Here is a 24,389-nt window from a genome sequence, read left to right as displayed (position 1 = left end):
AATTGTTAGTAAGATATATTTATAAATTTATTAATGATAGGAAAAATTCTATGTCAAAAGTAGCAATCATTGGTGCTGGTCCATGTGGACTTTCAATTTTAAGAGCATTTGAACATTTAGAAAATAAAGGAGAAAAAATTCCTGAAATAGTTTGCTTTGAAAAACAAGAAAGTTGGGGTGGTTTATGGAACTACAACTGGAGAACTGGTTCAGATCAATACGGAGATCCAGTACCTAACAGTATGTACAGATACTTATGGTCTAATGGACCTAAAGAATGTTTGGAATTTGCTGATTATTCTTTTGATGAACATTTTGGAAAACCAATTCCCTCTTTTCCTCCTAGAGAAGTTTTGCAAGATTATATTCTGGGAAGAGTAAGTAAAGGAAATATAAAAAGTAAGATTAAATTTAATACAAGAGTTACAAATACTGTTTTTAAAAATGATAAGTTTGAAATTAGCTACCAGGACAAAGTAAATAATAAAGTTTTAAATGATACATTTGATTATGTGGTAGTCTCTTCAGGTCATTTTTCTGTACCTTTTATTCCTGAGTACGAAGGAATGAATTCTTTCCCAGGAAGAATAATGCACTCACATGATTTTAGAGATGCAGAAGAGTTCAGAGGAAAAGATGTGATTGTTTTGGGAAGCAGCTATTCAGCTGAAGATGTAGCACTGCAATGTAATAAATATGGTGCTAAAAGTGTAACAATTGGTTACAGGCATAACCCAATGGGCTTTAAATGGCCGAAAGGCATGAAAGAAGTTCATTACTTAGATAGGTTAGATGGAAAAAAAGCTATATTTAAAGACGGAACAGAACAAAATGCCGATGTAGTGATCTTATGTACTGGATATCTTCATCATTTCCCATTTTTAGATGAAAGTTTAAAATTAAAAACTCATAACAGATTATATCCACCAAAACTTTACAAAGGAGTTGTGTGGCAAGATAATCATAAACTTTTATACTTAGGTATGCAGGACCAGTTTCATACATTTAACATGTTTGACTGTCAGGGATGGTATGCGAGAGATGTGATCATGGGAAAAATCAAAATGCCTAGTGACGACGAGATAGATAAAGACATTAATAAGTGGGTTTCAATGGAGGAAAAATTAGAAAATCCTGATCAAATGATAGATTTTCAAACAGAATATACCAAAGAACTTCATGATATGTCTGATTATCCTAAAATTGATTTTGAATTAATTAGAAAACATTTCAAAGAATGGGAACACCATAAAGTAGAGGATATTCTAACTTATAGAAATAAATCGTTTTCCTCTCCAGTGACTGGATCAGTTGCGCCAATTCATCATACACCTTGGGAAAAAGCGATGGACGACTCTATGGAAACTTTTTTAAATAAATAAAAAATTAATATTTAATTTTTAATTTTTTATTTTTAACAATTGCCTCTAATAAAGAAATCATTAAAGGGATTTTTCTTTTAATAATTTTTTTAAATACAAAAGGAGCAATTTCTATTGCTAAATCAGCACCTTCTACTGTATCGTTTTTCATAAACTTTTTCTTTGCTTGGGTAAAAGTATAGCCTTTACCTAGATATTCTCCCATTTTACTATTTCTTCCTCCCATTGCACTTACGTATAAATCTCCTAAACCTGCCAGACCATAAACAGTTTCCTTTTTTCCTTTAAAATAATTTGCAAGATATTTCATTTCATCAATTGATTTTCTGAACAAAGCTGATGATGTATTGTGCCATTGCCCAGCTCCAATTATCATAGAATAAATATTTTTTATTGCAGATAAAAACTCAACCCCATTAACATCTCTACTAAATTCAGTTTGATAATAATTTGTTGAAATTAATTTTCCTATTTTTTTTGCAGTATTTATATTTTTATTTGCAACAACAGTGAAGCTTTTAACTTTTTTAGCTAATTCTTTTGCTAAACATGGGCCTTTCAAAACTGAGATATTTAAATTTTTATTATATTTTCTTAATAAGCTAGACATTGAAATTAAATTTCTACCATCTAATTTAAGACCTTTTGTTAATACCAAAATAGGTGGTTTATTTTTAATTTTTGATAGATTTTTTCCAATCAAGTCTATTCCAATAGAGCTCACAGCTATTACAATTAGCTCCCAGTTGCGATTTAAAATTTCACTTGAAAATTTATTTATTTTTAATTTTTTTGGTAAATTTATATTTAATGATGGGTGATATTTTTTTTTTGAGTTTAATTTTTTTAATAATTTAAAGTTGTATGGCTCTGTTAACACAACTGAGTGACCATTATCTAACAATGGTATTGAGAAAGCAGCTCCCATAGCTCCAGCGCCAACAATTAATATTTTTTTCATTTTTATCTTTATGCTAAGGTTTTTTTAATTGCTTGCTTCCAACCATGCAATATATGATTTCTCAGCTTTTTATTAATTTTTGGCTTAAAAGCTTTATCTTTTTTCCATGTATTTTTAATTTGATTTAATGATTTGAATTCTCCTACTTGATATCCTGCAAACAGCGCAGCTCCTAGCGCGGTAGTTTCTAAGACTTTAGGTCGAATTACTTTTAAATCAATTACATCTGCCAAAAATTGTGAGAACCAATTATTAGCTACCATGCCCCCATCAATCTTTACTATCCTGGGCTTTAAACCATCTTTATTCATTGAATAAAATAAATCATAACTTTGATAAGCAACTGACTCGACAGTTGCTCTAACTAAAGTTTTCCAATCACTATCTCTTGTAAGTCCTGTTATTAAACCTCTAGCATCAGGTCTCCAATAAGGTGCGCCTATTCCACTAAAAGCTGGGACAACATAAACTTCATTATTGCTTTTTGTTGATTTAGCTATTTTTTCAGTTTCATAAGCATTATTAATTAGTTTAATTTTATCTCTTAACCATTGTACGCCTGCTCCTGCTATGAAAATAGATCCTTCAAGGGCATACGTGGTCTTATTGTTCAATCGATAACAAATTGTCGTTAATAACTTATTTTTTGAATTAATTTTTTTTGATCCAGTGTTCATTATTATAAATGCACCAGTACCATAAGTACTTTTTATAGATCCTTTTTCAAAACAAGCTTGTCCTACAGCGGCTGCTTGTTGATCTCCTAAAACAGCTGAAATGGGTATTTCTTTTCCTACAACTCTCTTGTCTGTTTTTCCAAAATTATCTGCAGAATTTTTTACCTCTGGCAAGATGCTCCTTGGAATTTTTAATTTCTGTAAAATTTCATTATCCCATTTATTATTATTGATATTAAACAACATGGTTCTACTTGCATTGGTAGCTTCGGTTAAATGCTGTTTACCTTTGGTTAGTTTCCAGATTAAGAAGGTATCTACTGTACCAAACAATAAATTATTAGTTTTTAATAACTTTTTTGAAACTTTTATATTATCTAAAATCCATTTTATTTTAGTGGCAGAAAAATAAGGATCTATAAATAACCCTGTTTTTTTTCTAAAAGTATTTTCATAATTTTTATTCTTTAGAGATTTACAATATTCCTGAGTTCTTCTATCTTGCCAGACGATTGCATTATAAACAGGTTTTCCAGTTTTTTTATTCCACAAAATTGTAGTTTCTCTTTGGTTTGTAATTCCAATAGTAAGTATATGACCTTTTAAACTTTTAGCTTTTTTGATTACTTGCTTTAATGCTTTAAGTGTTGTCGACCAAATTTCATTTGGATTATGCTCTACCCAGCCATTTCTAGGAAAGTATTGTTTAAATTCATATTGTGAAATCAATTTAATGTTCCCTTTAGTGTCAAACAAAACAACTCTTGACGAGGTTGTTCCTTGATCAATAGAGACAATAAATTTTTTCAAAATACTAAGCTATGCCAAGATGTTTTTTTCTTTTTCCAACCCAAGTTCTAATCAAGTTATCAAAAATTAATCCTATAAACGCAACACAGATACCAAGTGTTAAACCAATTCCAGCACCATTTTTATCTGATAGTGCTTTTAAAATGTATTGACCAAGATCTTCTGTTCCAATGAAGGCTCCAATTATCACCATAAATAAAGCAAAAACTATTGTTTGATTTAAACCAAGCATCATGTGTGGAAATGCTAATGGAAACTCAATTTTTGTTAATCTTTGAAATTTATTTACACCTGACATTGTTGCAGCTTCATGTAAGCCAACAGGAACACTTCTAAGTCCTTCTATTGTATATCTTGTTGCAGGAATTGTTGCGTAGACAATTACAGCAATTAAAACAGATGTATCTGTTATTCCAAAAAGCATCATTACAGGAATTAGATATACAAATGATGGGAATGTTTGAAATATATCGCAAACACCTAGCATAAACGCTGCAGATTTTTTGTTTTGAAAACATAATGTTCCAACTGTAAATCCTATTAAACAAGAAATAACTACTCCAAAAGTTGCCATATATAATGTAACTAGCGCTCTATCCCACCAAGGGCTTAATGCTATAAATAAAGTCAAAGCAGCAACAACTAATGCTGATCGAATTCCTCCTATTAAATATCCTGCACCAACTGCTAGTACCAATGTAGCAACTGCAGGCATTCTTAAATACAAAGCTCTCATCGGCTGAAGCACATCTTGAATTAACCATGTATTGAATGCTTTAATATACACGAAGAAAGTATCAAAAATCCAATCAACTCCTTTGTTCCAAAAATCTGCTGTTGATATTCCTTTATTATGAGGAATTTCAAACAAGTAATTAAAACTACCTTTGAAAATAAAAGTCCCAACATATGCAAGAATTATTCCAATTACGAATGAAGCTGCAAAAAATATTACATTTTTATTTCTTTGGAAAAATGTCAGATTACCAAAATAATCTTGTTGCTGATTTGCCCATGCCAAAGACATTTTATCAAGTAAAATTGCAATTAAACTAATACATAAACCAGCCTCTAGTGCCAAGCCTATATTGAGTTGATTAAGTGCTAACAACAAATTAAATCCTAATCCTTTTGCGCCGATGAACGCAGATATAACTGCCATTGAAAAACAAACCATAATAACTTGGTTAACTCCAATTAAAATATCTCTTCTTGCTGTTGGAATTAGTACCTTGAACATTAATTGCCAATTGGTACAACCACTCATTCTTCCAGCTTCAATAACTTCTGGTGGTATAGCTCTTAAACCTAATATTGTTAATAATATCATTGGTGGAACTGCAACAACCATAGTAATAATTACAGCAGCGTGATCACCTACTCCAAATAAAACAAGTGCAGGAACTAATACAGCGTATTGTGGCATAGTCTGCATTACTAGAAGAATTGGGTACAATGCTTTTTCAACACGTTTACTTTTGTAAGCTGCAATACCTAGGCCTAAACCAAAAATAAATGAAAGTGGAGCTGCAACAAGTATAAAAGAAAGCGTTTGCATTGATGGTTTCCATTGACCAAATATAGAAATATAGATCATTGTTAAACCTGCAAACAAAGCCAATCCTTTTCCACTTAATTTATAAGAAAGTATAGCTGCTCCAGCTGCAACAATGGTCCAAGGTAAACCTGGCAACTCTAACCATGGATAAGCATCAATAAAATCCCAACTTGTAAATGCAACAATAGTTTCTAAACCTCCAAGTAAAATCTCCCTAATTAATTCAATTAAAAAAGTCATAAATGAAGTTAAATTTCTACTTATCTCTAATAATAATGGTCGAGTTTTAAATTCTTGAGTATCTTCGTTCCAAAACTCCATTGGCATCCATTCATTCATTAAAAAAAATAAAGAGTCGTTTATCCAAATAGGTAGCCATCCTAGAAGTGGTGGCAATCTCCAAAATACATCAAAGGCATAATACCTAACCTCTTTACCTAGAAAAAAGTAAACACTTTGGTTTGGATCTTTAACAAATTCAGCCTGGCCTCTTATAAATTTATAAGTTTCAGGAACATCAATTGCAAAACATAAAGCAAAAAATACAATTAATAAAAATAACCATTGAAATAATTTTGGATATTTTTTTAAATACTCCATATTTTAACTACCGTTTTTTCGTCCTCCAAAAACTGTATCTATTATTTTTGAAGGTTTAATTGATCCTACAATATTATTATTTGAGTCAACTACTCCTACTAATTTTTCTTGAGTAAGTATTTTTTCTGCAACATTTTCTATAATTTCATCTTTTGATACTTTTAAATCTCCTAAATTGTCTTTACTTGAAGTATCCATTACATCCTCAATAATCAAAACCTTCTCTCTCGGTACTTCTTCAGTAAACTTTCTTACATATTCAGTTGCTGGATTTAGCACGATATTGGCCGGTGTATCTAATTGTTCAATTATACCATCTTTCATAATTGCTATTCGATCAGCTAACTTTAATGCCTCATCAAAATCATGAGTGATGAACATGATGGTTTTCTGTAATTTTTCCTGAAGTCTTAAAAACTCATCTTGCATTTCTTTCCTAATCAATGGATCTAATGCAGAAAAAGGTTCATCTAAAAACCATATATCAGGCTCTACTGCTAATGACCTTGCGATTCCTACCCTCTGTTGTTGTCCACCTGAAAGTTCTCTTGGAAAATAATTCTCTCTTCCATCTAGTCCAACTAGTTTTACCATTTCCATTGCTCTACTAATACTCTCTTCAGTATTAGTGCCTTTTATTTGAAGCGGAAAAGCAATATTTTCAACAACTGTTTTATGAGGTAACAAAGCAAAGCTTTGAAAAACCATTCCCATTTTATTTCTTCTAAGCTCAATAAGCTCTTTATTATTTAATTCTAATAAATCTTGACCTTCGATAAAAATTTTTCCACCGGTAGCATCCGTTAATCTTGAAATACATCTAAGAAGTGTTGATTTACCTGAACCAGACAAACCCATTACTACTAATATTTCTCCTTTTGCAACTTCAAAAGAAGCATTATTTACTCCAACAATACATCCTCTTTCCTGAAAGGTTTTTGCATCTACATTGCCATTAGACTCCTCAAGCATCTTTTTGGCATTTTCTCCAAAAATTTTGTAAACCGATTCACATTTGATTACAGTTTCAGACATAAATATTTTTAAAGTTATCTTAAATTCAATAAAATTAAAATGTTAATAATTGTTACCTTTCTTAATTAAAAATTTTTAATAAAATAAACTCTAGTATCAATTCCGGTACTTAAAAAACTTAAAGCTTCTCCACTTATAGTAATACTTTCATCAACACCTACGTTATTTCCACTAACTGTAAAACCCGCAAAACATTTGTTTTTTTCTTCATCCCATTTGACAAAAGTTTCATCAATTTTATTTCCATTAATTGTATAAAGCTCATGTGCTCTAAAATTTAAAAAATTAGCTCCCATAATTGCTCTTTGTGGAATTAGTTTAGTAGCCTTACATACTTGCTCATATACCTCATCGGATAATTTATAATGATCTGTGCCATCAAATGAGACCAATATACCAGAAGGTAATTTAGATATTAATTCACTAAGCTTTTTTTCCTCAGCAATTCTTTCTTCTTCTAACTTCATTCTTTTTACCAAATCATCACCCTGACCAAAAATTCCATTTAAAATGCTAAAAGACATAATCACTAGAAGAGTAATAATTATGAGACCAATAAATTGCCTTAAAGATTCAGGTAAAGCTTTTATTTTGTTAATATAATTTTCTTTTGACATTATTCTTGTAACTTACCGTTTTTCCAAATACCTGATTTTTGTTTTCCATCTGCCCAAGTAAATGTTCCTTGTCCATTCATAAAACCTTTAGACCACTCTCCTTCATAAGTAGACCCGTCAGGAAAGGTTAAAGTTCCTTGTCCGCTCCATTCACTATTTTTAAATTCTCCTTCATAGATGTAACCATTAGGCCAAGTTTCGACTCCTTGACCTTGTTTTTTTGTATTAACCCACTCCCCTTCATAAGTAGTTTTATCGGTATAAACCCATTTACCAAAACCATTTTCACAGTTACCTTCTTTACATCCAGTGCTTCTTGCTAAAACTGAGGAGCAGATCAAAAAACTAAAAAATATTATAAGAGAATATTTTTTCATTAATATATTTTACACAAATTGATTTAAAAAAAAATCCCCCCCAACGGAGTTGGGGGAGATTTTAATTTTTTAAGTATAATCCTTATTTAGTAAATGCTTGCCAAACTGACTTATTATCAGCTAACCATTTTTTAGCTGCATCTTCGTGAGTCATTTTGTCAACGTCAACTAAAGCTGCCATTGCACCAATTTGACTTGTAGAGAATGACATTTTTTTGAACGCTGCTGCTGCATCAGGATGAGTTTTTGGGAAATCCTCATGAACTGCTTTTTTCAAGTATCCATCAGGAGAACCACATTTACCATCTCCACCATCTTCTGGTCTGCAACCAGCTGTGTATGGAGGGAAGTCAATAAATGTAAAACCAGCACCGTCTGTAAAGTTTGGTGTCCAGTTAAATATAATTGTTCCTCTTCCTTCTTTTTCAGCTGCAGATAACTCTGCCCAAAGTGCATCTGCACTTCCAGCAAATTTAACCCACCAAAGATCACCTAAACCTAAAGCGTCAACTCTTTGAGGAATTAAGTCACCGTGCCAAGTTTGTGGACCTTCCAACATTCTTCCTTTTCCATCTGGAGAGTCAGGTGTTGTAAAGTTTTTAGCACAATCAGGGTTTTTTAAAGCTGTCCAATCTGGTAGACCTGGGCATAATCCTTTTTCAGCAACCCAGTTTGGATATCCCATATCCTCAAGAGTTCTTGCCTCATGATCACCCCAATCTAATAAACCACCTTTGTCTAAAGCAGTTGTAAATGACTTACCGAATGCAGACTCCCATACTTCGTGAGAAATAGTTACGTCTCCAATTCTAATTGACTCATAAACTGCTTGAGAGTCAGCGTTTACGTATTTTACGTTGTTACCCATGCTTTCAAAAATTCCACCAATAACATATGCCATTACAATTTGAGATGACCAGTTATGTGTTGGGATTACGATGGGCTTCTTGCTATCAGCATTAGAAATTCCTGCAAAACTTACAACAGAAATCACTAGAGCAGATAGTAATGATATTATTTTTTTCATGTATACCCCTCTATTAATATTAATATCTAACAGTCTATGACAAAAGGAATAGATAGGTAAAGAATAATTAGTTCTAAAAAATATATATATATTTAAACAATAAAATTGGTGATAATAAATATAACAATATAAAAAAATTTAAAATGTTTGGAACAAGTAAAGACATTAAATACCCTGGTTTAAATATTTTACCACCTGGAGTTGAACGACATGTTGTTAATGGTGGTGCTCTTACAGCTTTTCAAATTTTTCCAGATGATGAATTAGAAATTATTAATAATGAGGGTAATCAAATTTGTGAAATCATTTGTTTTAATAAGGATGGTAAATCTGATGTTGGAATTTTAAATTTAAAACCAAACAATGAAAAAAATTTCATTAGAAATGTTCTTAATGGTAAAGATGAAACAATATTAGCGACAAATCATCAATTAAAAAAAAGAAACTTAAATATTTCAGATTCAAAATCTTCAATCATATTTGATCAAGATACTAAAGCAGGAGAAAGTATCAAATTTAAATCAAAAGATAAGTGTTATGCTATTTTTGCAGCACCTGGTGAGGATATGGATGTCACAAACCAAAATCCTCCAAGTGATTTAACAATTTTTATTAAGAGATCTAAAATCGTTAATGATAAGGAATTAAATGTAATACCTGATCCTGTCTTTGAACCTTTGTATGAAGAAAATATAAATAAAGAAACTTCTATATCTTACCAAGTAAAAGAAGGTGATTATATTCAAGTAATCAGTCCAACTGGAAGACAGTGTTCTGACTTCGTAGCATTTGATACAAGAAAATTAGAAAAAGGAATTGAGAAAGGATTGGACTGGCAAACTACAAGAACATTTATGGGCAATACTTTTCCTGGACCTGGATTACATTCAAAATTTTATGATACAGACCATGAGCCTCTCGTTGAGGTTATAAGAGATACAGTGGGAAAACATGATACTTTTAACCTAGCATGTACTTCAAAATATTATGAAGATGCAGGATATTTTGGTCACCCAAACTGTTCAGATAATTTGACTGAGAGCATGTCAAAATTTGGAGTACAAAAACAAAAAGGTTGGCATGCGATTAACCTTTTTTTTAATACTTCTGCTGCTGGTTTAAATTCTGTGATATCCGATGAGTCTTATTCTAGACCAGGAGATTATGTAATGTTTAGAGCTTTAAAAGATTTAACAATTGGAACAACAGCTTGTCCTAGTGATATTGATGCATGTAATTCGTGGAATCCTACAGATATTTTTGTTAGAACTTATGATAAAAATAAAGAATTTAGTAAATCATTTGCTTTTCGAATGAAAACAGACTCAGAAAAAAAATTAACAAGAAATTCCGGATTTTACGAAAGAACTTCAAAGCTTACTAGAAACTTTGTTGATGCAAGAGGTTTTTGGTTGCCAAATGATTACACTAAACATGGTTTAGTTAATGAATATAATGCATGCAGAAACGATGCTGTATTAATTGATCTTTCATCACTAAGAAAATTTGAAATAATAGGTCCTGATGCAGAGGAGTTAATGAACTACACACTTACAAGAAATATAAAAAAACTTTCTGTTGGACAGGTGGTTTATTCTGCAATGTGTTATGAAAATGGAATGATGTTTGACGATGGAACTCTCCTAAGATTAAGCGAAACAGGTTTTAGATGGATTTGTGGTGATGAATATGCTGGAGAATGGTTAAAGGAAATTGCTAAGAAAAAAAATTTCAATGCCAATGTTAAAAATTCTACAGATCAAATAAGCAACGTTTCTTTACAAGGACCAAAAAGTAGAGAAATTTTAAAAAAAATTATTTTTACACCACCTACTCAACCTTCGATCGATGAGTTAGGATGGTTTAGGTTTACCATTTGCAGAATAGAAGAATTACAGGGAATTCCTTTAATTGTTTCAAGAACTGGTTATACCGGAGAATTAGGTTATGAAATATGGTGTCATCCAAAACATGCTCCTGAAGTTTGGGATAAATTAATGGAAGCTGGCAAAGATGATGGCTTGATACCAGCTGGATTTGCTGCATTAGACAAACTTAGAATTGAAGCAGGGTTAATTTTATTTGGAAATGAATTTGATGGACAACAAGATCCTTTTGAAGCTGGCATCGGCTTTGCAGTGCCTTTAAAAACTAAAGGAGAGGATTTTATTGGTAAAGAAGAATTAATTAAAAGAAAAGCCAATCCACAAAAAAAACTTGTTGGTTTAGAACTTGTAGGAAAAGAAATTGCAGGCCATGGAGACTGTGTGCATGTAGGGAGATCACAAGTAGGTATTGTTACTAGCGGATGTTTATCATCAACCTTAAATAAAAATGTTGCTCTTTGTAGAATTGATTTACAGTATTCAGAAATAGGTACAGAAGTAGAGGTAGGAAAAATAGATGGACACCAAAAACGAATTAGTGCAAAGGTGGTTGGGTTTCCATTCTATGACCCAACAAAATCAAAGGTTAGAGCATAAAGAAAAATAATGCCCAAAGAAAAAAAAACACTCTTAGATTTTTGGGAAGATCAAATGAGACAATCTCATACATCAAGCAATTACTTTTTTAGAAAATCACCATCGCACTATCATATGATGTTGCTGGTAATGTCTGCATATAAAGAAGGTAAAAAATTATCGGTAGAGGAATTAAAAACGAAATTATTCAAGACTTCTAGACCTAAATCAGCTTTAATAATTACAGAAGCTTGTGAAAAAGGATTCTTTAGACTTGAAAAAACTTCAACTGATCAGCGAATTAAAAATATAATGCCTAGCGAGTCTTTTATTAAAGAATTCAACGATTATTTGGTTACTTTAAAAAACATAAGTTATTAGCCAAATTTTTAAATAAATTCGAAGTATCTATTTTTTATATATAATTTTTAGTTCTATAAAAAATTATATTAATTACCCCTACCAAAAAATAATGTTTTGGCATGACGACATTACCTTCGAAAGCAAAAGTAGTTATCATCGGTGGTGGAATTCACGGACTAAGTACTGCATGGAAACTTTCTGAAACATATAAAAATCCTGGTGACATAATTGTATTAGAAAAAAAAGATACTGCAGCAGGTGCAAGCGGAATTGCTTGTGGTGTTGTAAGAAATAATTATTTCCAACCAGCAATGAGAGAGTTAATGGCTCACTCAGTTTCAGTTTGGGAGAGTGATCCTAAAGCATTTAAATATAATCCAGTAGGTTATTTACAAATTTCTCCTGAGGTAATGCATGAGGATGTTGCAAGTATTTATGAACAACAAAAAGCAATTGGTTACGAGTCAGTTTTTATTGAAGGTGAAAAAGATTGTTCAAATTATATGAAGGGTATTTTTGATGATTGGCAAGCTCAAGGCATCACTTCAATACTTCATGAAAAAAAAGGTGGATACGCATTTAACAAAGATTCAATTAAGGCACTTGAAAATAAATCTACATCAAATGGTGTACAGGTTATGAAAGGTGTAAAAGTAACAGGATTTAAAAGAGGAAGTAACAGTCAAGCTGTTACAGGAGTAGAGACAGACAAAGGTACAATTGAGTGTGAACAGGTTGTTATCGGCGCAGGTCCATGGGCGAGAGATTTTTGGAATATGTTAGAGTTACCTAAAACGGCTAACATAAAAGGCAAAGATGGTAAAATGCATGTGACGGATATGTGGACTTACTGGATGTTACAAGAGGGTGTTATTGGCGTTGAGCCAGATTTTCTAAAAACAAATGACGGAAAACAACCTCCTGTGGTTCATGTAGACTCGACTGCTCCATTATATTCAGACAAAACTAAAAAATTATTAACAGATAAAATTTGGGGAATTTATTACAAACCTGATATTGAAGGTTTGGGTGTACAAGGAGGAACCTCTCCTTACATAGTTAAAAAACATTTTGATGAAGTAAATGTTGATCCTTATGGAATTGAGTCACCTGAATATCAAACAACAGACGCATTTAGTGAAATGTGGTGTTCAGCTTTAGCGCATTGTCAAAAAAGATTTGAAGGTAAATCAGATTTATATAGAAAAGGACCATCGGGTGGACTCGGATGTATGACACCAGACTCGTTTCCAATCTTTGATAGATTTTTTGAAAACGTTTACATGATTGCAGATGCCAATCACGGTTACAAAATGATTGGAGTTGGAGAACTTGTTGCAAAAGAAATTCTTGGTACTGAGAGTGATTTATTGAAGCCGTTTAGATTCAACCGTTACGAGAAGGGTGAACTTCATCCTACTTCGAACAGTCCGTTCCCTTGGAGCTAGACTCTAAGCCTAGACACAAATAAAATTTTCAGCTACGCTTGAATAAATTATAATTCATTGAGGGGTGAAAATGACGGATTTAGAAAAACATGTTAACCAGCCAGGTAGAGCAAAACTAGTAAAGAAAGTTCGAGAAAAAATTAACGAACTTGGAATAACTTATATTTATTATCAATTCATTTCTGTAACAGGTAGAGTTGTTGGTAAAGGTATACCTGCAGATCACTGGGAAAGAACAGCAGAAAAAGGATTTCAATTAGTTTACGGTGCTACTGCAAACTTGTTCTTAGATCGTCATAATAATTACATAGGATATGGACCAGAAGCTATGGAGCTTGTTGGAATACCTGATCCTGAAACTTTTGTTCAGTTACCATGGGATAAAAGAGTTGGAAGAGTATTTGTAACTTGTTTTAGAAACAGAGAAGAAAGAGTAAATCCAGGTGGTCATTTAACTTCAGATTGCAGAGGAAATCTAAGAATTTTCATGGATGAATTTAAGAAAAAACATGGTCTAGAATTAAGAGTTGGTACTGAGCCTGAAATGATGTGGTTAACAAAAAATGAAGATGGAACACCTACAGGTAAGGGTTTTTCTAAACCATTCTGTTATCATATTGATCAATTCGAGTCATTAAGACCAGTATTTATGAAGGTTATTGAATACGCAAAAGCCATGGGTCTTGATATGATTCAAGGGGATCACGAAGATGCTCCTGGCCAATTAGAATTAAACTGGACCTATGATAATGTTTTAAGAAACGCAGATAGATTATCAACCTACAGACAAATTTGTGCTCAAGTTGCAAGAGAACATAATTTAATCGCCTGCTTTATGACAAAACCATTTATGGGTGTTTCTGCAAGTGGTTGTCATACAAATATGTCTTTATGGAAAGGTGGAAAAATAAAAGTTAACAAACTTGGAAACAAAACTCTACCAGGTGTAGAAGAGGTATTTAGTTATGTTGAGGGTGGAACTAATACTTTCATGCCTGATACAAAAGATATGCAATTACCAGGTGAAATTGGTTTGCAATCAATTGCGGGTATCATGAAGCACTTACCAGCATTAACAGCTCTTGGTTCTTCAACTGTAAATTCTTATAGAAGATTATGGGATCAAGGTTTTTGGGCACCAGTGTATGCTGACTGGGGATATCAAAACAGAACTTGTGGTTTAAGAGTTTCTGCTCCAGGAAGATTTGAATATAGATCAGTAGACTCTATGCATAATCCTTATCTATTAGGTGCTGCTTTATTAAAAGCTTGCGACGAAGGTATAACTAAAAAAATGAAACCAGCAGCTCCAGAATCTAGAAATATTTATGAAGCTCAAAAAGCTGGTAAAGATGTTAAAAAACTTCCATTAAGTTTAGGTGAAGCTTTGGATAGACTGGCAGAAGATGAAGTAATCAAATCTGCAATGCCAGATGAAATGTATAAAGTTTTCCATTGGTACAAAAACGATGAGTGGGAAAGATTTCTTGGTGCAACAACACAATGGGATCTGGACACTTATCTTGATTGTCTACCGTAGGTCACAGAAATAGATAGAAAGGGTATAAATATATGTGTGGGATAGCAGGTTTAATTCATAGAGGAAAATCCTCAAATGTTGGAAGCGAACTACAAGGTATGCTTCAAGCATTAAAACATAGAGGAGAAGACTCAACAGGTTACGCTTTATATGGAGATACTGATGGTAAAAATTTCATTATGCGTTTTAAAGTGGGTGAAAACGTAGGTGAAGGAAGTTCATCGGTTATGGAAGATGTATCTGTATATGATGAAAGAAAAAAAATTGTAGACCAAACTCTAGCTGAGATGGGAGCTAAAGTAGTTAAAGAAGAGAGAACTCTTCCCTACTCGCTTAGATATGAGATTGATTATGATACAAAAGATTTATTAGATTTTTCACAAAGAATTGAAAGTATTCCAGGAGTTGAAATTCTATCTATGGGAAAATCATTAGAAGTAATTAAAGATCTTGGTAATGCTAAAATGGTCTGTGATAGATATAGCTTAGACAAAGTAGTTGGAACACATGCTATTGGTCATGCTAGAATGGCAACAGAGTCTGGTGTAGATATTAAATCTGCTCACCCGTTCTGGGGTTATCCATTTAGCGACGTATCTGTAGTACATAATGGACAATTAACTAACTATTGGAATAACAGAAGAGTTCTAGAAAATAAAGGTATGAGATTTATGTCTGAGTGTGACTCAGAATTAATCGCAGTTTATCTTGCAGAAAAAATGAGAGATGGCGCAACCTTAGAAGAAGGAATGAAAGAGTCTTTAACTGGTTTAGATGGAGTTTTCACATACTTCGTTGCAACAAAAGACTCATTAGGTATGGCAAAAGACACTATGGCTGCAAAACCTTTGGTTTTATATGAATCTGACGATTTAGTTGCAATGGGATCAGAAGAAATAGCAATAAGATCAGTTTTACCACAAGAAATTGATACTTATGATCCTTTTGATGGGGAGGTGAAAGTATGGCAAATCTAAAAACAGTATCTAAAAAGTCAAAAGCCCAATCAATGGGTATGCACACTGAGGTATTAACAGGAAGAACTCAGCAAAAATTCTTTAATCCTGATGAAGCAGAAAACTTTTATTACTTTGGCACATACGATGTAGATTTTAATAAAAGAACAGAGCTTGATGTTAAAGACATGACAGCACCTGAAGCTAATAAAGAAATCGATAACTTAATGAGTCAAGGATACGGAACAATAGTTATTAAAAACCCTCAAGGTAAACACAGTCTAGGAGTTGGTATTTTAAATAAACTGAATTTAATTTTTGAAGGAAGTTTAGGGTATTTCGGCATGGGTTCTTGTGATGGTCCAATAGTTAGAATTAATGGAAGAGTTGGATGGTCATGTGCAGAAAATTTAATGGCTGGTAAAGTAGTGATTGAAAAAAATGCTGGATCTTGTTTTGGTGCGGCAATTAGAGGTGGAGATTTAATTTGTAAAGGTAGTGTTGGTGCCAGAACTGGTATTGATATGAAAGGTGGAACTATAATAATTGGTGGTGACGCTGGTGCATTTACTGGTTTCATGATGCAAAGAGGAAGAATAATTATTCTTGGAAATGTAGGAATAAATTTAGGTGACTCAATGTACGATGGGACAATTTTCGTAGGTGGAGAAATTGGATCATATGGTAGTGATGCAGTAGACGCTGAGTTAACTAAAAGCGATCAAGATTGGCTAAAAAGAAAATTAAAAGTAGCTGAGATTGGTGAAAATTTTGATGTTAGTAAAATGAAAAAAATTGTAGCTGGTAAAAAACTTTGGAATTATGACAATTTGGAACCTACAGAGAAGAAGGGAGCAATATAATGCCTAAGAAGAAATCTAAAAAAGTTAAAAAAAATGGAAAAGGTGTTGGTGGAAAAGCTGATGTCCATGCACATGAAGAAGGTAAAAGAAACAAAAGTTTATTAGGTCATAATGCTATCTTCACTCCAGAAGTAATAGACGATATTCATATTAAATCTCAATTAGGAAGATACAGAATGCGAGGAATGGCATTGATGAAAAAAATTCCTACTTTTGATGATTTGGTTTTCTTACCTGGAACACTAACTAGATTTGTAATCGAAGGTTACAGAGAAAAATGTGAAACAAAAACTGTTATTGGACCAAGATGCGAAAATCCAATTGAGCTAGATATTCCAGTTTATATTACAGGAATGAGTTTTGGTGCCCTTTCTTATGAAGCAAAAACTGCTTTAGCAAGAGGAGCAACAATGGCAGGAAGTGCCACATGTTCTGGAGAAGGTGGAATGATACCTGATGAAAGAAGATATTCTGAAAAATGGTACTACCAATGTATCCAATCAAGATACGGTTTTAATCCTCATCATGCACAATTAGCAGATGGTATTGAAGTATTTATTGGACAAGGACAAAAAGTAGGAATGGGTGGACACTTAATGGGTCAAAAAGTTACTGACCAAGTAGCTGAGATGAGATCATTACCATCTGGTATCGACCAAAGATCTCCAGCAAGACACCCTGACTGGCTAGGACCGGATGATTTAGCTCTAAAAGTAGAGGAGTTAAGACAGTTAACAAAAAATAAAGTGCCAATTCAATTAAAGTTAGGTGCATCTAAAGTTTATGATGATGTTCGTATGGCTGCGAAATGTGATCCAGATTCTATTTATTTAGACGGAATGGAAGGATCAACTGGAGCAGGACCACACATTGCTGCTGCTAATACTGGAATTCCAGGAATTGCAGCAATTAGAGAAGCAAGAAGAGCAATTGATGATGTAGGTAAAACTGGAAAAGTTACTTTAATTTATGCTGGTGGAATTAGAGATGGTGCAGATATGGCAAAAGCTTTAGCTCTTGGAGCTGATGCAATAGCTATTGGTACTGGATCAATGATTGCATTAAATTGTAACAAAGATATCCCAGAAGCAAACTTTGAAAAAGAAATGGGAGTAAAAGCAGGTGAATGTTATCACTGCCATACAGGACGTTGCCCAGTAGGAGTTGCTACACAAGATCCTAAGTTAAGAGCAAGATTAAACCCTGATGATGCAGCATTAAGAGTATATAATTATCTTCACTCGATGACTTTAGAGGCTCAGCTTTTAGCAAGAGCTTGTGGAAAAACAAATATCCACTCTTTAGAGCCTGAAGATTTAGCTGCTTTAACATCTGAAGCATCAGCTTTAGCTAAAGTTCCATTAGCTGGAACTAACTACACAGTTGGTGTTGATAACTACCACAAAATATAGAGGTAACTATGCCAAAGAAAAAAAATAAAAAAGTAGTAAAAACAAAAGAGATCAAAGGTCAGTTAGGTAAAAAAAAAGAGACAGCCAGAGAAAAAATGATTGGCCAGTCTATCGGTTATAGATATGATGTTAATCTCTTACCAGACTATTCTAAAATAACTCCGTTTCTAAAAAAATATATAGAAGCGATGGGATGGGATGATTTAAATTGGTTGGAAGATGTTCACATGGGTTATGAGGAAGATAGACCAGCAGTATTCTGTAGAAATGCGAATGGTTGGGTAACAATTCCAAAATCAATTAAACTCCCAAACAATCAACAAGATAGAGATATGATTGCAAGAGAACTTTTAGTTAAGTTTCAAATGTCTCCAAAACATCCACTTGTTGATTTGAAAAAAGCATACTTAAAATTTTAATTTTTCAATTAAAAGTTGATTATTTTTAAAAACCTAGCTTCTATGCTAGGTTTTTAATACTCTTTATGTTTGTATCGAATCATAAAATTTAATAGGGTTTATTCAAACTAATATGGAGTAAATATGACTGATCAGTTAGGCGCTCTTACTACCATATTTACAGAATTTTACTACTGGGTGACAGTAGTACTGATGTTCTTAATTCACGTCGGATTCTGTATGTATGAAGTTGGAGCTTCTCGATATAAACACCATCAACATACACTTATGAAAAATACAATGCTGATACCTCTGGTAACAGTAACGTGGTTTTTATTTGGTTGGTGGATCTACTGGGCTTTCCCAACAGGACCGGGTTTGGCACCATCAATAATGAATGAAAGCACTGCACTCATCACCGATGAGTCTGCATTTAGTGCTACTTGGTATACGGCAACAAGTGATTTAATGGCTGTTAACTTAGGAGACCATATTTCTGGGGTCTTCTGGGCTGCATTCCTTTTATTCTCTTGGACAGCTGCTTCTATCGTATCTGGAGCAATCATTGAAAGAATTACAACTTTTGCATTTGGAATTTTAGCAATTGCAATTGGTTCTGTATTTTGGACAATTGATGCTGCATGGGGATGGCACTTCGACGGCTGGATGCTAAAACTTCTTGGATATCACGACGCTTACGCATCAGGAGTAATTCACGCAATCGCGGGTGGATTTGCTTTAGGTGTTCTAATGGTTTTAGGACCAAGAATTGGTAAGTTTTCATCTAGCGGTGAACCAAGAAACATTGGACCAAGAAATCCTTGGCTAGTAACAGTAGGATTATTTTTAATTTATACTGGTTTTTGGGGATTTTATGCAGCATGCAACATACCTATTTTCGATCTAGGACCAGAGTATGGTATGGAAGGTATATCTTACTGGACAGCAACAAATATCTACGTAACGCCTACTACACTTAGTGGTATTACATTCAACTTCTTGATGTCATTATCAGGAGGATTGTTAGCTGGATATTGGATTGCTAAAGGAGATCCTTTCTGGACTTACTCAAGTGGTCTAGCAGGTGTGATCTGTGCTTCAGCTGGAAATGATTTATATCATCCAATTCAAGCAATGATCATTGGTATGATCGGTGTTGTTATTGCATACAAACTACATTACTGGGTTGAACGTAAGTTCAAAATTGATGATGCAGTTGGTGCCGTAGCAGTACATGGTTATGCTGGATTTGTAGGTCTTGTTATTTGTGGTTTTGTCTTAAATGGTTATCCATCATCTGGTTACAGTGTTGGTGCTATGTGGGACGGAACAACTTATGCAACAATTAATCCATTAGGACAGTTCATCGGAGCATTAATTATGTTCGTTGTTCTTGGACTAATACCAGGCTACATCATAGCTAAAGTTCTTAACGGCATGGGTAAATTAAGAATCCCTCGTGAAGTTGAGATAGCTGGATTAGACTATGAAATGATGGAATCTGCTAAAGAAGATGAAAAAGCAGTTTCATCTGCAACCAGGTAAAGGAGGAAAATATGGCTACAGTTACAAACTGGATAGATCATCTTAATAAGCCAGCAGAAGAAGTTGCTGGTGCAATTTACCCTGGTGCTGGATCTAGTGAAGGCATACTGGTAATCATTGCGGTGATCTTATGGATAGGTTGGCACATTCTTACAGCAAAATCTGAAAGCGATGAACTTTCAAGGCTTGCTAAGAAGAGACATAGTGCTAACGATCATAAAAGCAATATTACCGACTGGTAATTAAAATTAAAATTTGGGCGCTACTTAAATGTGGCGCCCTTTTTTATGTTCTAAACTTATGGAAGATAATAAAGAAGAACTAAGGCCCTCAAAAATGAGAGGTGTAGCGTTTCCTAAGGCCAAGTATGGTGCAATACTAGCTGTAATTGTAATTATTGTTGTAAATTTAATTTATTATAAAGAAACAATTTTATCTTTTTTTAAATAATTGTGTTAACTTAAGTTGTGGCTAAAAATTTATTTCAAATTGCTAAGCAAAAAAAAATTAAATATTTTTTAATCAGTTTTGTAGATTTATTTGGTGTATTAAGATCAAAATTAGTCCCTGCTCACGCCATAAAAGAAATGCAAACTGCAGGAGCTGGTTTTGCTGGGTTTGCAGCATGGTTAGATATGACACCTGCTGACTCAGACATGTTTGGAATTCCCGACCCAGATAGTTTAATTCAACTTCCATGGAATAAAGAAATTGGATGGTTGGCATCTGACTTGTGGATGAATGGCAAACCGGTAGATGCATCACCTAGGGTGATGTTAAAAAATCAAATAAAAAAATTAAAAAAACAAAATTTAACAATGAAATCGGGCGTTGAGTGTGAATATTTTTTAATTTCACCTGACGGAAACTCAATTGCAGATCCAAGAGATACACAATCCAAACCTTGTTATGACCAATCTGCACTAATGAGAAGGTATGATTTAATTAAGGAAATTTGCGACTGTATGATTGAAATGGGATGGGGTCCTTATCAGAACGATCACGAGGATGCTAACGGTCAATTTGAAATGAATTGGGATTATTCAGAATGCCTAAAAACTGCAGATAGACATACCTTTTTTAAGTTTATGGTAAAAACAATTGCTGAAAAGCACGGATTAAGAGCAACATTTATGCCTAAACCATTTGGAAATTTAACCGGTAATGGTTGTCATGCTCACGTATCAGTTTGGCAGGGTAATAAAAATAAATTCTTCGACAGTAAAGATAAACTTGGATTAAGTAAAATGGCCTATAATTTTTTAGGTGGAGTAATTAAAAATGCTTCATCTTTATCTGCGTTTTTTAACCCAACAATCAATAGTTACAGAAGAATAAATGCACCACCTACAAAATCTGGAGCATCGTGGTCACCGAGTAGTATTTCATATACAGGTAATAATCGAACACACATGATCAGAATTCCTGATCCAGGAAGATTTGAATTAAGATTAATGGATGGTTCTGCAAATCCTTACTTATTGCAAGCAAGTGTTTTAGCAGCTGGTCTATATGGTTTAAAAAATAAAGTTGATCCAGGCAAACCTTTGGATTGTAATATGTATGAAGACCACGCTAAATATCCAGATTTACCCAAACTACCTGATGAACTTGCGCAATCATTAAATTTGTTAAAAAATAATAAAGATATGAATGATGCTTTTGGTAAAGATGTAATCAATAGTTATATAAAATTAAGAAGTTCAGAAATGAATGAATTCAAGTCAAAAAATAGTTTTGATAAAACAAAAGATGTTACAAAGTGGGAAAAAGATAATACTCTAGATTGTTAGTACATGACTATATTATCTAACGGTCATCAATGGAAATACACAGAGTTTACTGACAATAAAAATTTTTCATTTAATAAAAAAGAAATTCTTAATTCTTTAACCACAGAAGAAATTGATGATGCTTATAAGAGTATTTCTAAATGGAAAGGTTATTCTCCTACTCCTCTGCTTTCTTTAAATAAACTTTCAAAAGAATTAAATTTAAACAAAATCTTTTATAAAGATGAAAATAAAAGATTTGATTTAAAATCTTTTAAAGCTTTAGGTGGAGCTTATGCAGTAGAAAAAGTAACCAAAGGAAATAAAGATATAGTAGTAGCAACAGCTACTGCTGGTAATCACGGAAGATCAGTTGCCTGGGGAGCAAGAAGATTGGGATTAAAATGCAAAATATTTATTAGTGAATTTGTAAGTGATGCGAGAGGCAAAGCTATGTCTAATCTTGGAGCAGATGTAGTTAAAGTAAAAGGTAATTATGAAAAATCATTGATTGAATGTATAAAACAGTCTACTGAAAGTAATTGGCAAATAGTTCAAGATGTTGCTTGGAAAGATTATATGATTGTACCTAAGTATACGATGGCAGGTTATACAGTCATGATGAAAGAAATAGCTGATCAAATCCAAGAGGAGAAAATAACCCACATCATTTTACAGGCGGGTGTTGGTGGCATGGCAGCTGCGATGGTTGCAGGTATTGCAAGATATTTAAATCATATTCCAGTAATAATAGTTGTTGAACCTGATAGCGCAGCATGTGTAATGGAAAGCATCAAAACTGGAAAAATAGAAAAAATAGATATTAAAAGAGAAAGCTTAATGGGTGGTATGTCTTGTGGTGAAGTATCATTGGTCCCATGGGAAATACTCAAAAATTCAGTTAAGCATTGTATTAGTTTACCAGATGATGATATTGCAAAAACTATGAAACTACTTGGAAATTCAAGCTTTAGTGATGATAAAATAATTGCAGGAGAAAACTCAGCACCTGGCGTAATCAGTCTGATTACAAGTTGTGAAGATCAAGCAATTAAAGAAAAATTAGATTTAAATGAAAAATCTAATGTTTTGGTTTTTGGTTGTGAGGGAGATACTGATCAAGAAATGTATCAAAAGTTAATTAACCAAAATTAAATCAATGAGTAGCACAGGTATTTTTTGGATAAGAGAGGATTTTAGAATTGAAAATAATCCTGCTTTATCTTTTGCAACACAAAATCATGATAATGTAATTGCATTATATATTTATAATAATAATGATTTTGACAACAAAAGAGAAGCTCAAAAATGGTGGGTTTTTAAATCTCTAGAAACTTTAAAAAAAGAATTGTCAGATTATAAAATTAATCTTGAAATAGTAAAAGGCGATGAATTAGAAATTTTTTCTAAATTTAATAAAAAGGATAAGCTTTCAGTTTATTGGAATAAAATTTATGAGCCAGATGTTATAGCTAAAGGAAAAAAAATACGTGACTTATTTATTAAAAATGAAATCAATTATAAATATTTCAAAGGAAATATTTTAAATGAATTTCAAGAGATAACAAAAAATGATGGAACTCCCTTTAAAGTGTTTACCCCTTTTTGGAGAAATGCGGAGCAAGTTTATTTAAATAAGCCTCTAAGTAAAAATTATATTGTTAAAAAGAAAACAAAAAAGATTTCATTTTTTAAAAAATGTATTGAGCCAAATAATATTTTGCCAAAAAAAGATTGGTATAAAAAATTTGATAAATATTGGAAAGTTTCAGAAAATGATTCAAAAAAAATACTTAAAAATTTAATTGAAAACAAAATTAAAGATTATGGAACTTCTCGGGATATACCATCTATCGAGGGAACCTCTAAATTATCTCCCTACATCAAACATGGCCAAATTCATGTAGACAGTATTTGGAAAAAATGTTCTGAAATTAAATCAAAAGGAATTGGTTATAGAAAATATATTAATGAACTTGGTTGGAGAGAGTTTTCACATAGTTTAATTAATTATTTCCCAGAATTCTTAAAAGGAAATTTTAGACAAGAATTTGATAAATTCCCTTGGGCAAAAAATGAGAAATTCTTAAAAGCATGGAAAAAAGGAATGACCGGTTATCCTATTGTCGATGCTGGTATGAGAGAATTATATGAAACTGGATGGATGCATAACAGAATAAGAATGGTTGTTGGCTCGTTTTTAGTCAAACATTTGAGAATTAATTGGACTGAAGGTGAAAAGCATTTTAGAAATTGTCTACTAGATTTTAACAAAGCAAATAATGTTGCTCAATGGCAATGGGTTGCTGGTTGTGGTGCAGATGCAGCACCCTACTTTAGAATATTCAACCCAATACTTCAGGGTGAGAAATTTGATAAGGAAGGAATTTATGTAAAAAAATGGGTTCCTGAACTTAAAAATGTTCCAAATAAATTTATTCATAAACCATGGGAAATGGAACTAAAGTATCAAGAAGCTATAAAAACAATTATTGGCAAAGATTACCCGGGTCCTATTGTTGTTCATGAAAAAGCTAGAGCTGCAGCTCTTGAAGCGTTTCAATCTTTGAAGAAAAAATAAATTTA

At 32.8% G+C, this 24,389-nt stretch carries 22 protein-coding genes; 15 read left to right on the top strand and 7 right to left on the bottom strand.

The window, feature by feature from the left end; all coding sequences use genetic code 11:
• Positions 1 to 50 precede the first annotated feature (50 nt).
• The gene (locus ACTTBL_RS02655) at positions 51 to 1,382 is read left to right on the top strand and encodes an NAD(P)-binding domain-containing protein (RefSeq protein WP_440643489.1); all 1,332 of its coding nucleotides are present in this window, start codon (positions 51 to 53) and stop codon (positions 1,380 to 1,382) included.
• Positions 1,383 to 1,386: 4 nt separating this feature from the next.
• Here the strand turns inward: ACTTBL_RS02655 and ACTTBL_RS02650 are convergent, their stop codons facing one another.
• From ACTTBL_RS02650 to ACTTBL_RS02620, 7 genes are all read right to left on the bottom strand, one after another.
• Positions 1,387 to 2,343, bottom strand: a complete 957-nt coding sequence (locus ACTTBL_RS02650) for a glycerol-3-phosphate dehydrogenase (RefSeq protein ID WP_440643488.1) — start codon at positions 2,341 to 2,343, stop codon at positions 1,387 to 1,389.
• Positions 2,344 to 2,351: 8 nt separating this feature from the next.
• Positions 2,352 to 3,830: a glycerol kinase GlpK gene (glpK, locus tag ACTTBL_RS02645; protein WP_440643487.1), complete on the bottom strand. Its 1,479-nt coding sequence runs from the start codon at positions 3,828 to 3,830 to the stop codon at positions 2,352 to 2,354.
• Positions 3,831 to 3,834: 4 nt separating this feature from the next.
• Positions 3,835 to 5,988 (bottom strand): ABC transporter permease, encoded by a 2,154-nt coding sequence (locus ACTTBL_RS02640; RefSeq protein WP_440643486.1) that lies wholly within the window; start codon positions 5,986 to 5,988, stop codon positions 3,835 to 3,837.
• 3 nt (positions 5,989 to 5,991) lie between these two features.
• Entirely contained in the window at positions 5,992 to 7,023 is a 1,032-nt protein-coding gene (locus ACTTBL_RS02635) for a quaternary amine ABC transporter ATP-binding protein (protein ID WP_440643485.1), read from the bottom strand.
• Positions 7,024 to 7,088: 65 nt separating this feature from the next.
• Positions 7,089 to 7,640 carry a hypothetical protein gene (locus ACTTBL_RS02630; protein WP_075536410.1) on the bottom strand — a complete coding sequence of 184 codons (552 nt, stop codon included), beginning with the start codon at positions 7,638 to 7,640 and terminating at the stop codon, positions 7,089 to 7,091.
• Positions 7,640 to 8,017, bottom strand: coding sequence for an MORN repeat-containing protein (locus ACTTBL_RS02625; protein WP_440643484.1), 378 nt, complete (start codon positions 8,015 to 8,017; stop codon positions 7,640 to 7,642). Before ACTTBL_RS02625 ends, ACTTBL_RS02630 begins: the two co-directional genes overlap by 1 nt.
• An 82-nt stretch (positions 8,018 to 8,099) precedes the next feature.
• On the bottom strand, positions 8,100 to 9,044 hold the full coding sequence (locus ACTTBL_RS02620; RefSeq protein WP_023854169.1) for an ABC transporter substrate-binding protein: 945 nt from the start codon (positions 9,042 to 9,044) through the stop codon (positions 8,100 to 8,102).
• A 143-nt stretch (positions 9,045 to 9,187) separates the two neighbouring features.
• Between ACTTBL_RS02620 and ACTTBL_RS02615 the strand changes: the two genes are divergently transcribed.
• The 14 genes from ACTTBL_RS02615 to ACTTBL_RS02550 all read left to right on the top strand — a co-directional run bounded on the left by ACTTBL_RS02615 (position 9,188) and on the right by ACTTBL_RS02550 (position 24,384).
• Entirely contained in the window at positions 9,188 to 11,527 is a 2,340-nt protein-coding gene (locus ACTTBL_RS02615; protein WP_440643483.1) for a DUF1989 domain-containing protein, read from the top strand.
• Between the two features lie 9 nt (positions 11,528 to 11,536).
• Positions 11,537 to 11,887 (top strand): hypothetical protein, encoded by a 351-nt coding sequence (locus ACTTBL_RS02610; protein WP_440643482.1) that lies wholly within the window; start codon positions 11,537 to 11,539, stop codon positions 11,885 to 11,887.
• Between the two features lie 101 nt (positions 11,888 to 11,988).
• Entirely contained in the window at positions 11,989 to 13,317 is a 1,329-nt protein-coding gene (locus ACTTBL_RS02605) for an NAD(P)/FAD-dependent oxidoreductase (protein WP_075484313.1), read from the top strand.
• A gap of 70 nt (positions 13,318 to 13,387) precedes the next feature.
• Entirely contained in the window at positions 13,388 to 14,857 is a 1,470-nt protein-coding gene (locus ACTTBL_RS02600) for a glutamine synthetase family protein (RefSeq protein WP_440643481.1), read from the top strand.
• A gap of 32 nt (positions 14,858 to 14,889) precedes the next feature.
• Positions 14,890 to 15,834, top strand: a complete 945-nt coding sequence (locus ACTTBL_RS02595) for a glutamine amidotransferase (RefSeq protein WP_440643480.1) — start codon at positions 14,890 to 14,892, stop codon at positions 15,832 to 15,834.
• Positions 15,822 to 16,676 (top strand): glutamate synthase, encoded by an 855-nt coding sequence (locus ACTTBL_RS02590; protein WP_023854175.1) that lies wholly within the window; start codon positions 15,822 to 15,824, stop codon positions 16,674 to 16,676. The genes ACTTBL_RS02595 and ACTTBL_RS02590 overlap by 13 nt, the downstream gene beginning before the upstream one ends.
• Positions 16,676 to 18,088, top strand: coding sequence for an FMN-binding glutamate synthase family protein (locus tag ACTTBL_RS02585; protein ID WP_440643479.1), 1,413 nt, complete (start codon positions 16,676 to 16,678; stop codon positions 18,086 to 18,088). The genes ACTTBL_RS02590 and ACTTBL_RS02585 overlap by 1 nt, the downstream gene beginning before the upstream one ends.
• A gap of 8 nt (positions 18,089 to 18,096) precedes the next feature.
• Complete coding sequence (locus ACTTBL_RS02580; protein WP_440643478.1) at positions 18,097 to 18,507, top strand: hypothetical protein; 411 nt, start codon at positions 18,097 to 18,099, stop codon at positions 18,505 to 18,507.
• A gap of 123 nt (positions 18,508 to 18,630) precedes the next feature.
• Positions 18,631 to 20,031 carry an ammonium transporter gene (locus ACTTBL_RS02575; protein WP_075503989.1) on the top strand — a complete coding sequence of 467 codons (1,401 nt, stop codon included), beginning with the start codon at positions 18,631 to 18,633 and terminating at the stop codon, positions 20,029 to 20,031.
• Between the two features lie 11 nt (positions 20,032 to 20,042).
• Positions 20,043 to 20,273, top strand: a complete 231-nt coding sequence (locus tag ACTTBL_RS02570) for a hypothetical protein (RefSeq protein WP_440643477.1) — start codon at positions 20,043 to 20,045, stop codon at positions 20,271 to 20,273.
• 58 nt (positions 20,274 to 20,331) lie between these two features.
• A complete protein-coding gene (locus ACTTBL_RS02565) occupies positions 20,332 to 20,481 on the top strand; it encodes a hypothetical protein (RefSeq protein WP_179850556.1) in 150 nt (49 codons plus the stop codon).
• A 17-nt stretch (positions 20,482 to 20,498) separates the two neighbouring features.
• Positions 20,499 to 21,824 carry a type III glutamate--ammonia ligase gene (glnT, locus tag ACTTBL_RS02560; RefSeq protein WP_440643476.1) on the top strand — a complete coding sequence of 442 codons (1,326 nt, stop codon included), beginning with the start codon at positions 20,499 to 20,501 and terminating at the stop codon, positions 21,822 to 21,824.
• 3 nt (positions 21,825 to 21,827) lie between these two features.
• Entirely contained in the window at positions 21,828 to 22,958 is a 1,131-nt protein-coding gene (locus ACTTBL_RS02555) for a diaminopropionate ammonia-lyase (protein ID WP_440643475.1), read from the top strand.
• 4 nt (positions 22,959 to 22,962) lie between these two features.
• The gene (locus tag ACTTBL_RS02550) at positions 22,963 to 24,384 is read left to right on the top strand and encodes a cryptochrome/photolyase family protein (protein ID WP_440643474.1); all 1,422 of its coding nucleotides are present in this window, start codon (positions 22,963 to 22,965) and stop codon (positions 24,382 to 24,384) included.
• Positions 24,385 to 24,389 lie beyond the last annotated feature (5 nt).

This window comes from Candidatus Pelagibacter sp. HIMB123 (assembly GCF_052048195.1).
Lineage (GTDB): Bacteria > Pseudomonadota > Alphaproteobacteria > Pelagibacterales > Pelagibacteraceae > Pelagibacter.
This window is presented reverse-complemented; position numbering and strand designations above follow the sequence as displayed.

What these genes read in the sequence shown, in the direction of transcription:
- ACTTBL_RS02610 (WP_440643482.1), top strand. Translation starts at nt 11,537, where the DNA reads ATGCCCAAAGAAAAAAAAACACTCTTAGATTTTTGGGAAGATCAAATG.
- ACTTBL_RS02620 (WP_023854169.1), bottom strand. Translation starts at nt 9,044, where the DNA reads ATGAAAAAAATAATATCATTACTATCTGCTCTAGTGATTTCTGTTGTA.
- ACTTBL_RS02655 (WP_440643489.1), top strand. Translation starts at nt 51, where the DNA reads ATGTCAAAAGTAGCAATCATTGGTGCTGGTCCATGTGGACTTTCAATT.
- ACTTBL_RS02630 (WP_075536410.1), bottom strand. Translation starts at nt 7,640, where the DNA reads ATGTCAAAAGAAAATTATATTAACAAAATAAAAGCTTTACCTGAATCT.
- ACTTBL_RS02555 (WP_440643475.1), top strand. Translation starts at nt 21,828, where the DNA reads ATGACTATATTATCTAACGGTCATCAATGGAAATACACAGAGTTTACT.
- ACTTBL_RS02590 (WP_023854175.1), top strand. Translation starts at nt 15,822, where the DNA reads ATGGCAAATCTAAAAACAGTATCTAAAAAGTCAAAAGCCCAATCAATG.
- ACTTBL_RS02615 (WP_440643483.1), top strand. Translation starts at nt 9,188, where the DNA reads ATGTTTGGAACAAGTAAAGACATTAAATACCCTGGTTTAAATATTTTA.
- ACTTBL_RS02635 (WP_440643485.1), bottom strand. Translation starts at nt 7,023, where the DNA reads ATGTCTGAAACTGTAATCAAATGTGAATCGGTTTACAAAATTTTTGGA.
- ACTTBL_RS02605 (WP_075484313.1), top strand. Translation starts at nt 11,989, where the DNA reads ATGACGACATTACCTTCGAAAGCAAAAGTAGTTATCATCGGTGGTGGA.
- ACTTBL_RS02580 (WP_440643478.1), top strand. Translation starts at nt 18,097, where the DNA reads ATGCCAAAGAAAAAAAATAAAAAAGTAGTAAAAACAAAAGAGATCAAA.
- ACTTBL_RS02550 (WP_440643474.1), top strand. Translation starts at nt 22,963, where the DNA reads ATGAGTAGCACAGGTATTTTTTGGATAAGAGAGGATTTTAGAATTGAA.
- ACTTBL_RS02625 (WP_440643484.1), bottom strand. Translation starts at nt 8,017, where the DNA reads ATGAAAAAATATTCTCTTATAATATTTTTTAGTTTTTTGATCTGCTCC.
- ACTTBL_RS02585 (WP_440643479.1), top strand. Translation starts at nt 16,676, where the DNA reads ATGCCTAAGAAGAAATCTAAAAAAGTTAAAAAAAATGGAAAAGGTGTT.
- ACTTBL_RS02565 (WP_179850556.1), top strand. Translation starts at nt 20,332, where the DNA reads ATGGAAGATAATAAAGAAGAACTAAGGCCCTCAAAAATGAGAGGTGTA.
- ACTTBL_RS02570 (WP_440643477.1), top strand. Translation starts at nt 20,043, where the DNA reads ATGGCTACAGTTACAAACTGGATAGATCATCTTAATAAGCCAGCAGAA.
- ACTTBL_RS02650 (WP_440643488.1), bottom strand. Translation starts at nt 2,343, where the DNA reads ATGAAAAAAATATTAATTGTTGGCGCTGGAGCTATGGGAGCTGCTTTC.
- ACTTBL_RS02640 (WP_440643486.1), bottom strand. Translation starts at nt 5,988, where the DNA reads ATGGAGTATTTAAAAAAATATCCAAAATTATTTCAATGGTTATTTTTA.
- ACTTBL_RS02575 (WP_075503989.1), top strand. Translation starts at nt 18,631, where the DNA reads ATGACTGATCAGTTAGGCGCTCTTACTACCATATTTACAGAATTTTAC.
- ACTTBL_RS02595 (WP_440643480.1), top strand. Translation starts at nt 14,890, where the DNA reads ATGTGTGGGATAGCAGGTTTAATTCATAGAGGAAAATCCTCAAATGTT.
- ACTTBL_RS02600 (WP_440643481.1), top strand. Translation starts at nt 13,388, where the DNA reads ATGACGGATTTAGAAAAACATGTTAACCAGCCAGGTAGAGCAAAACTA.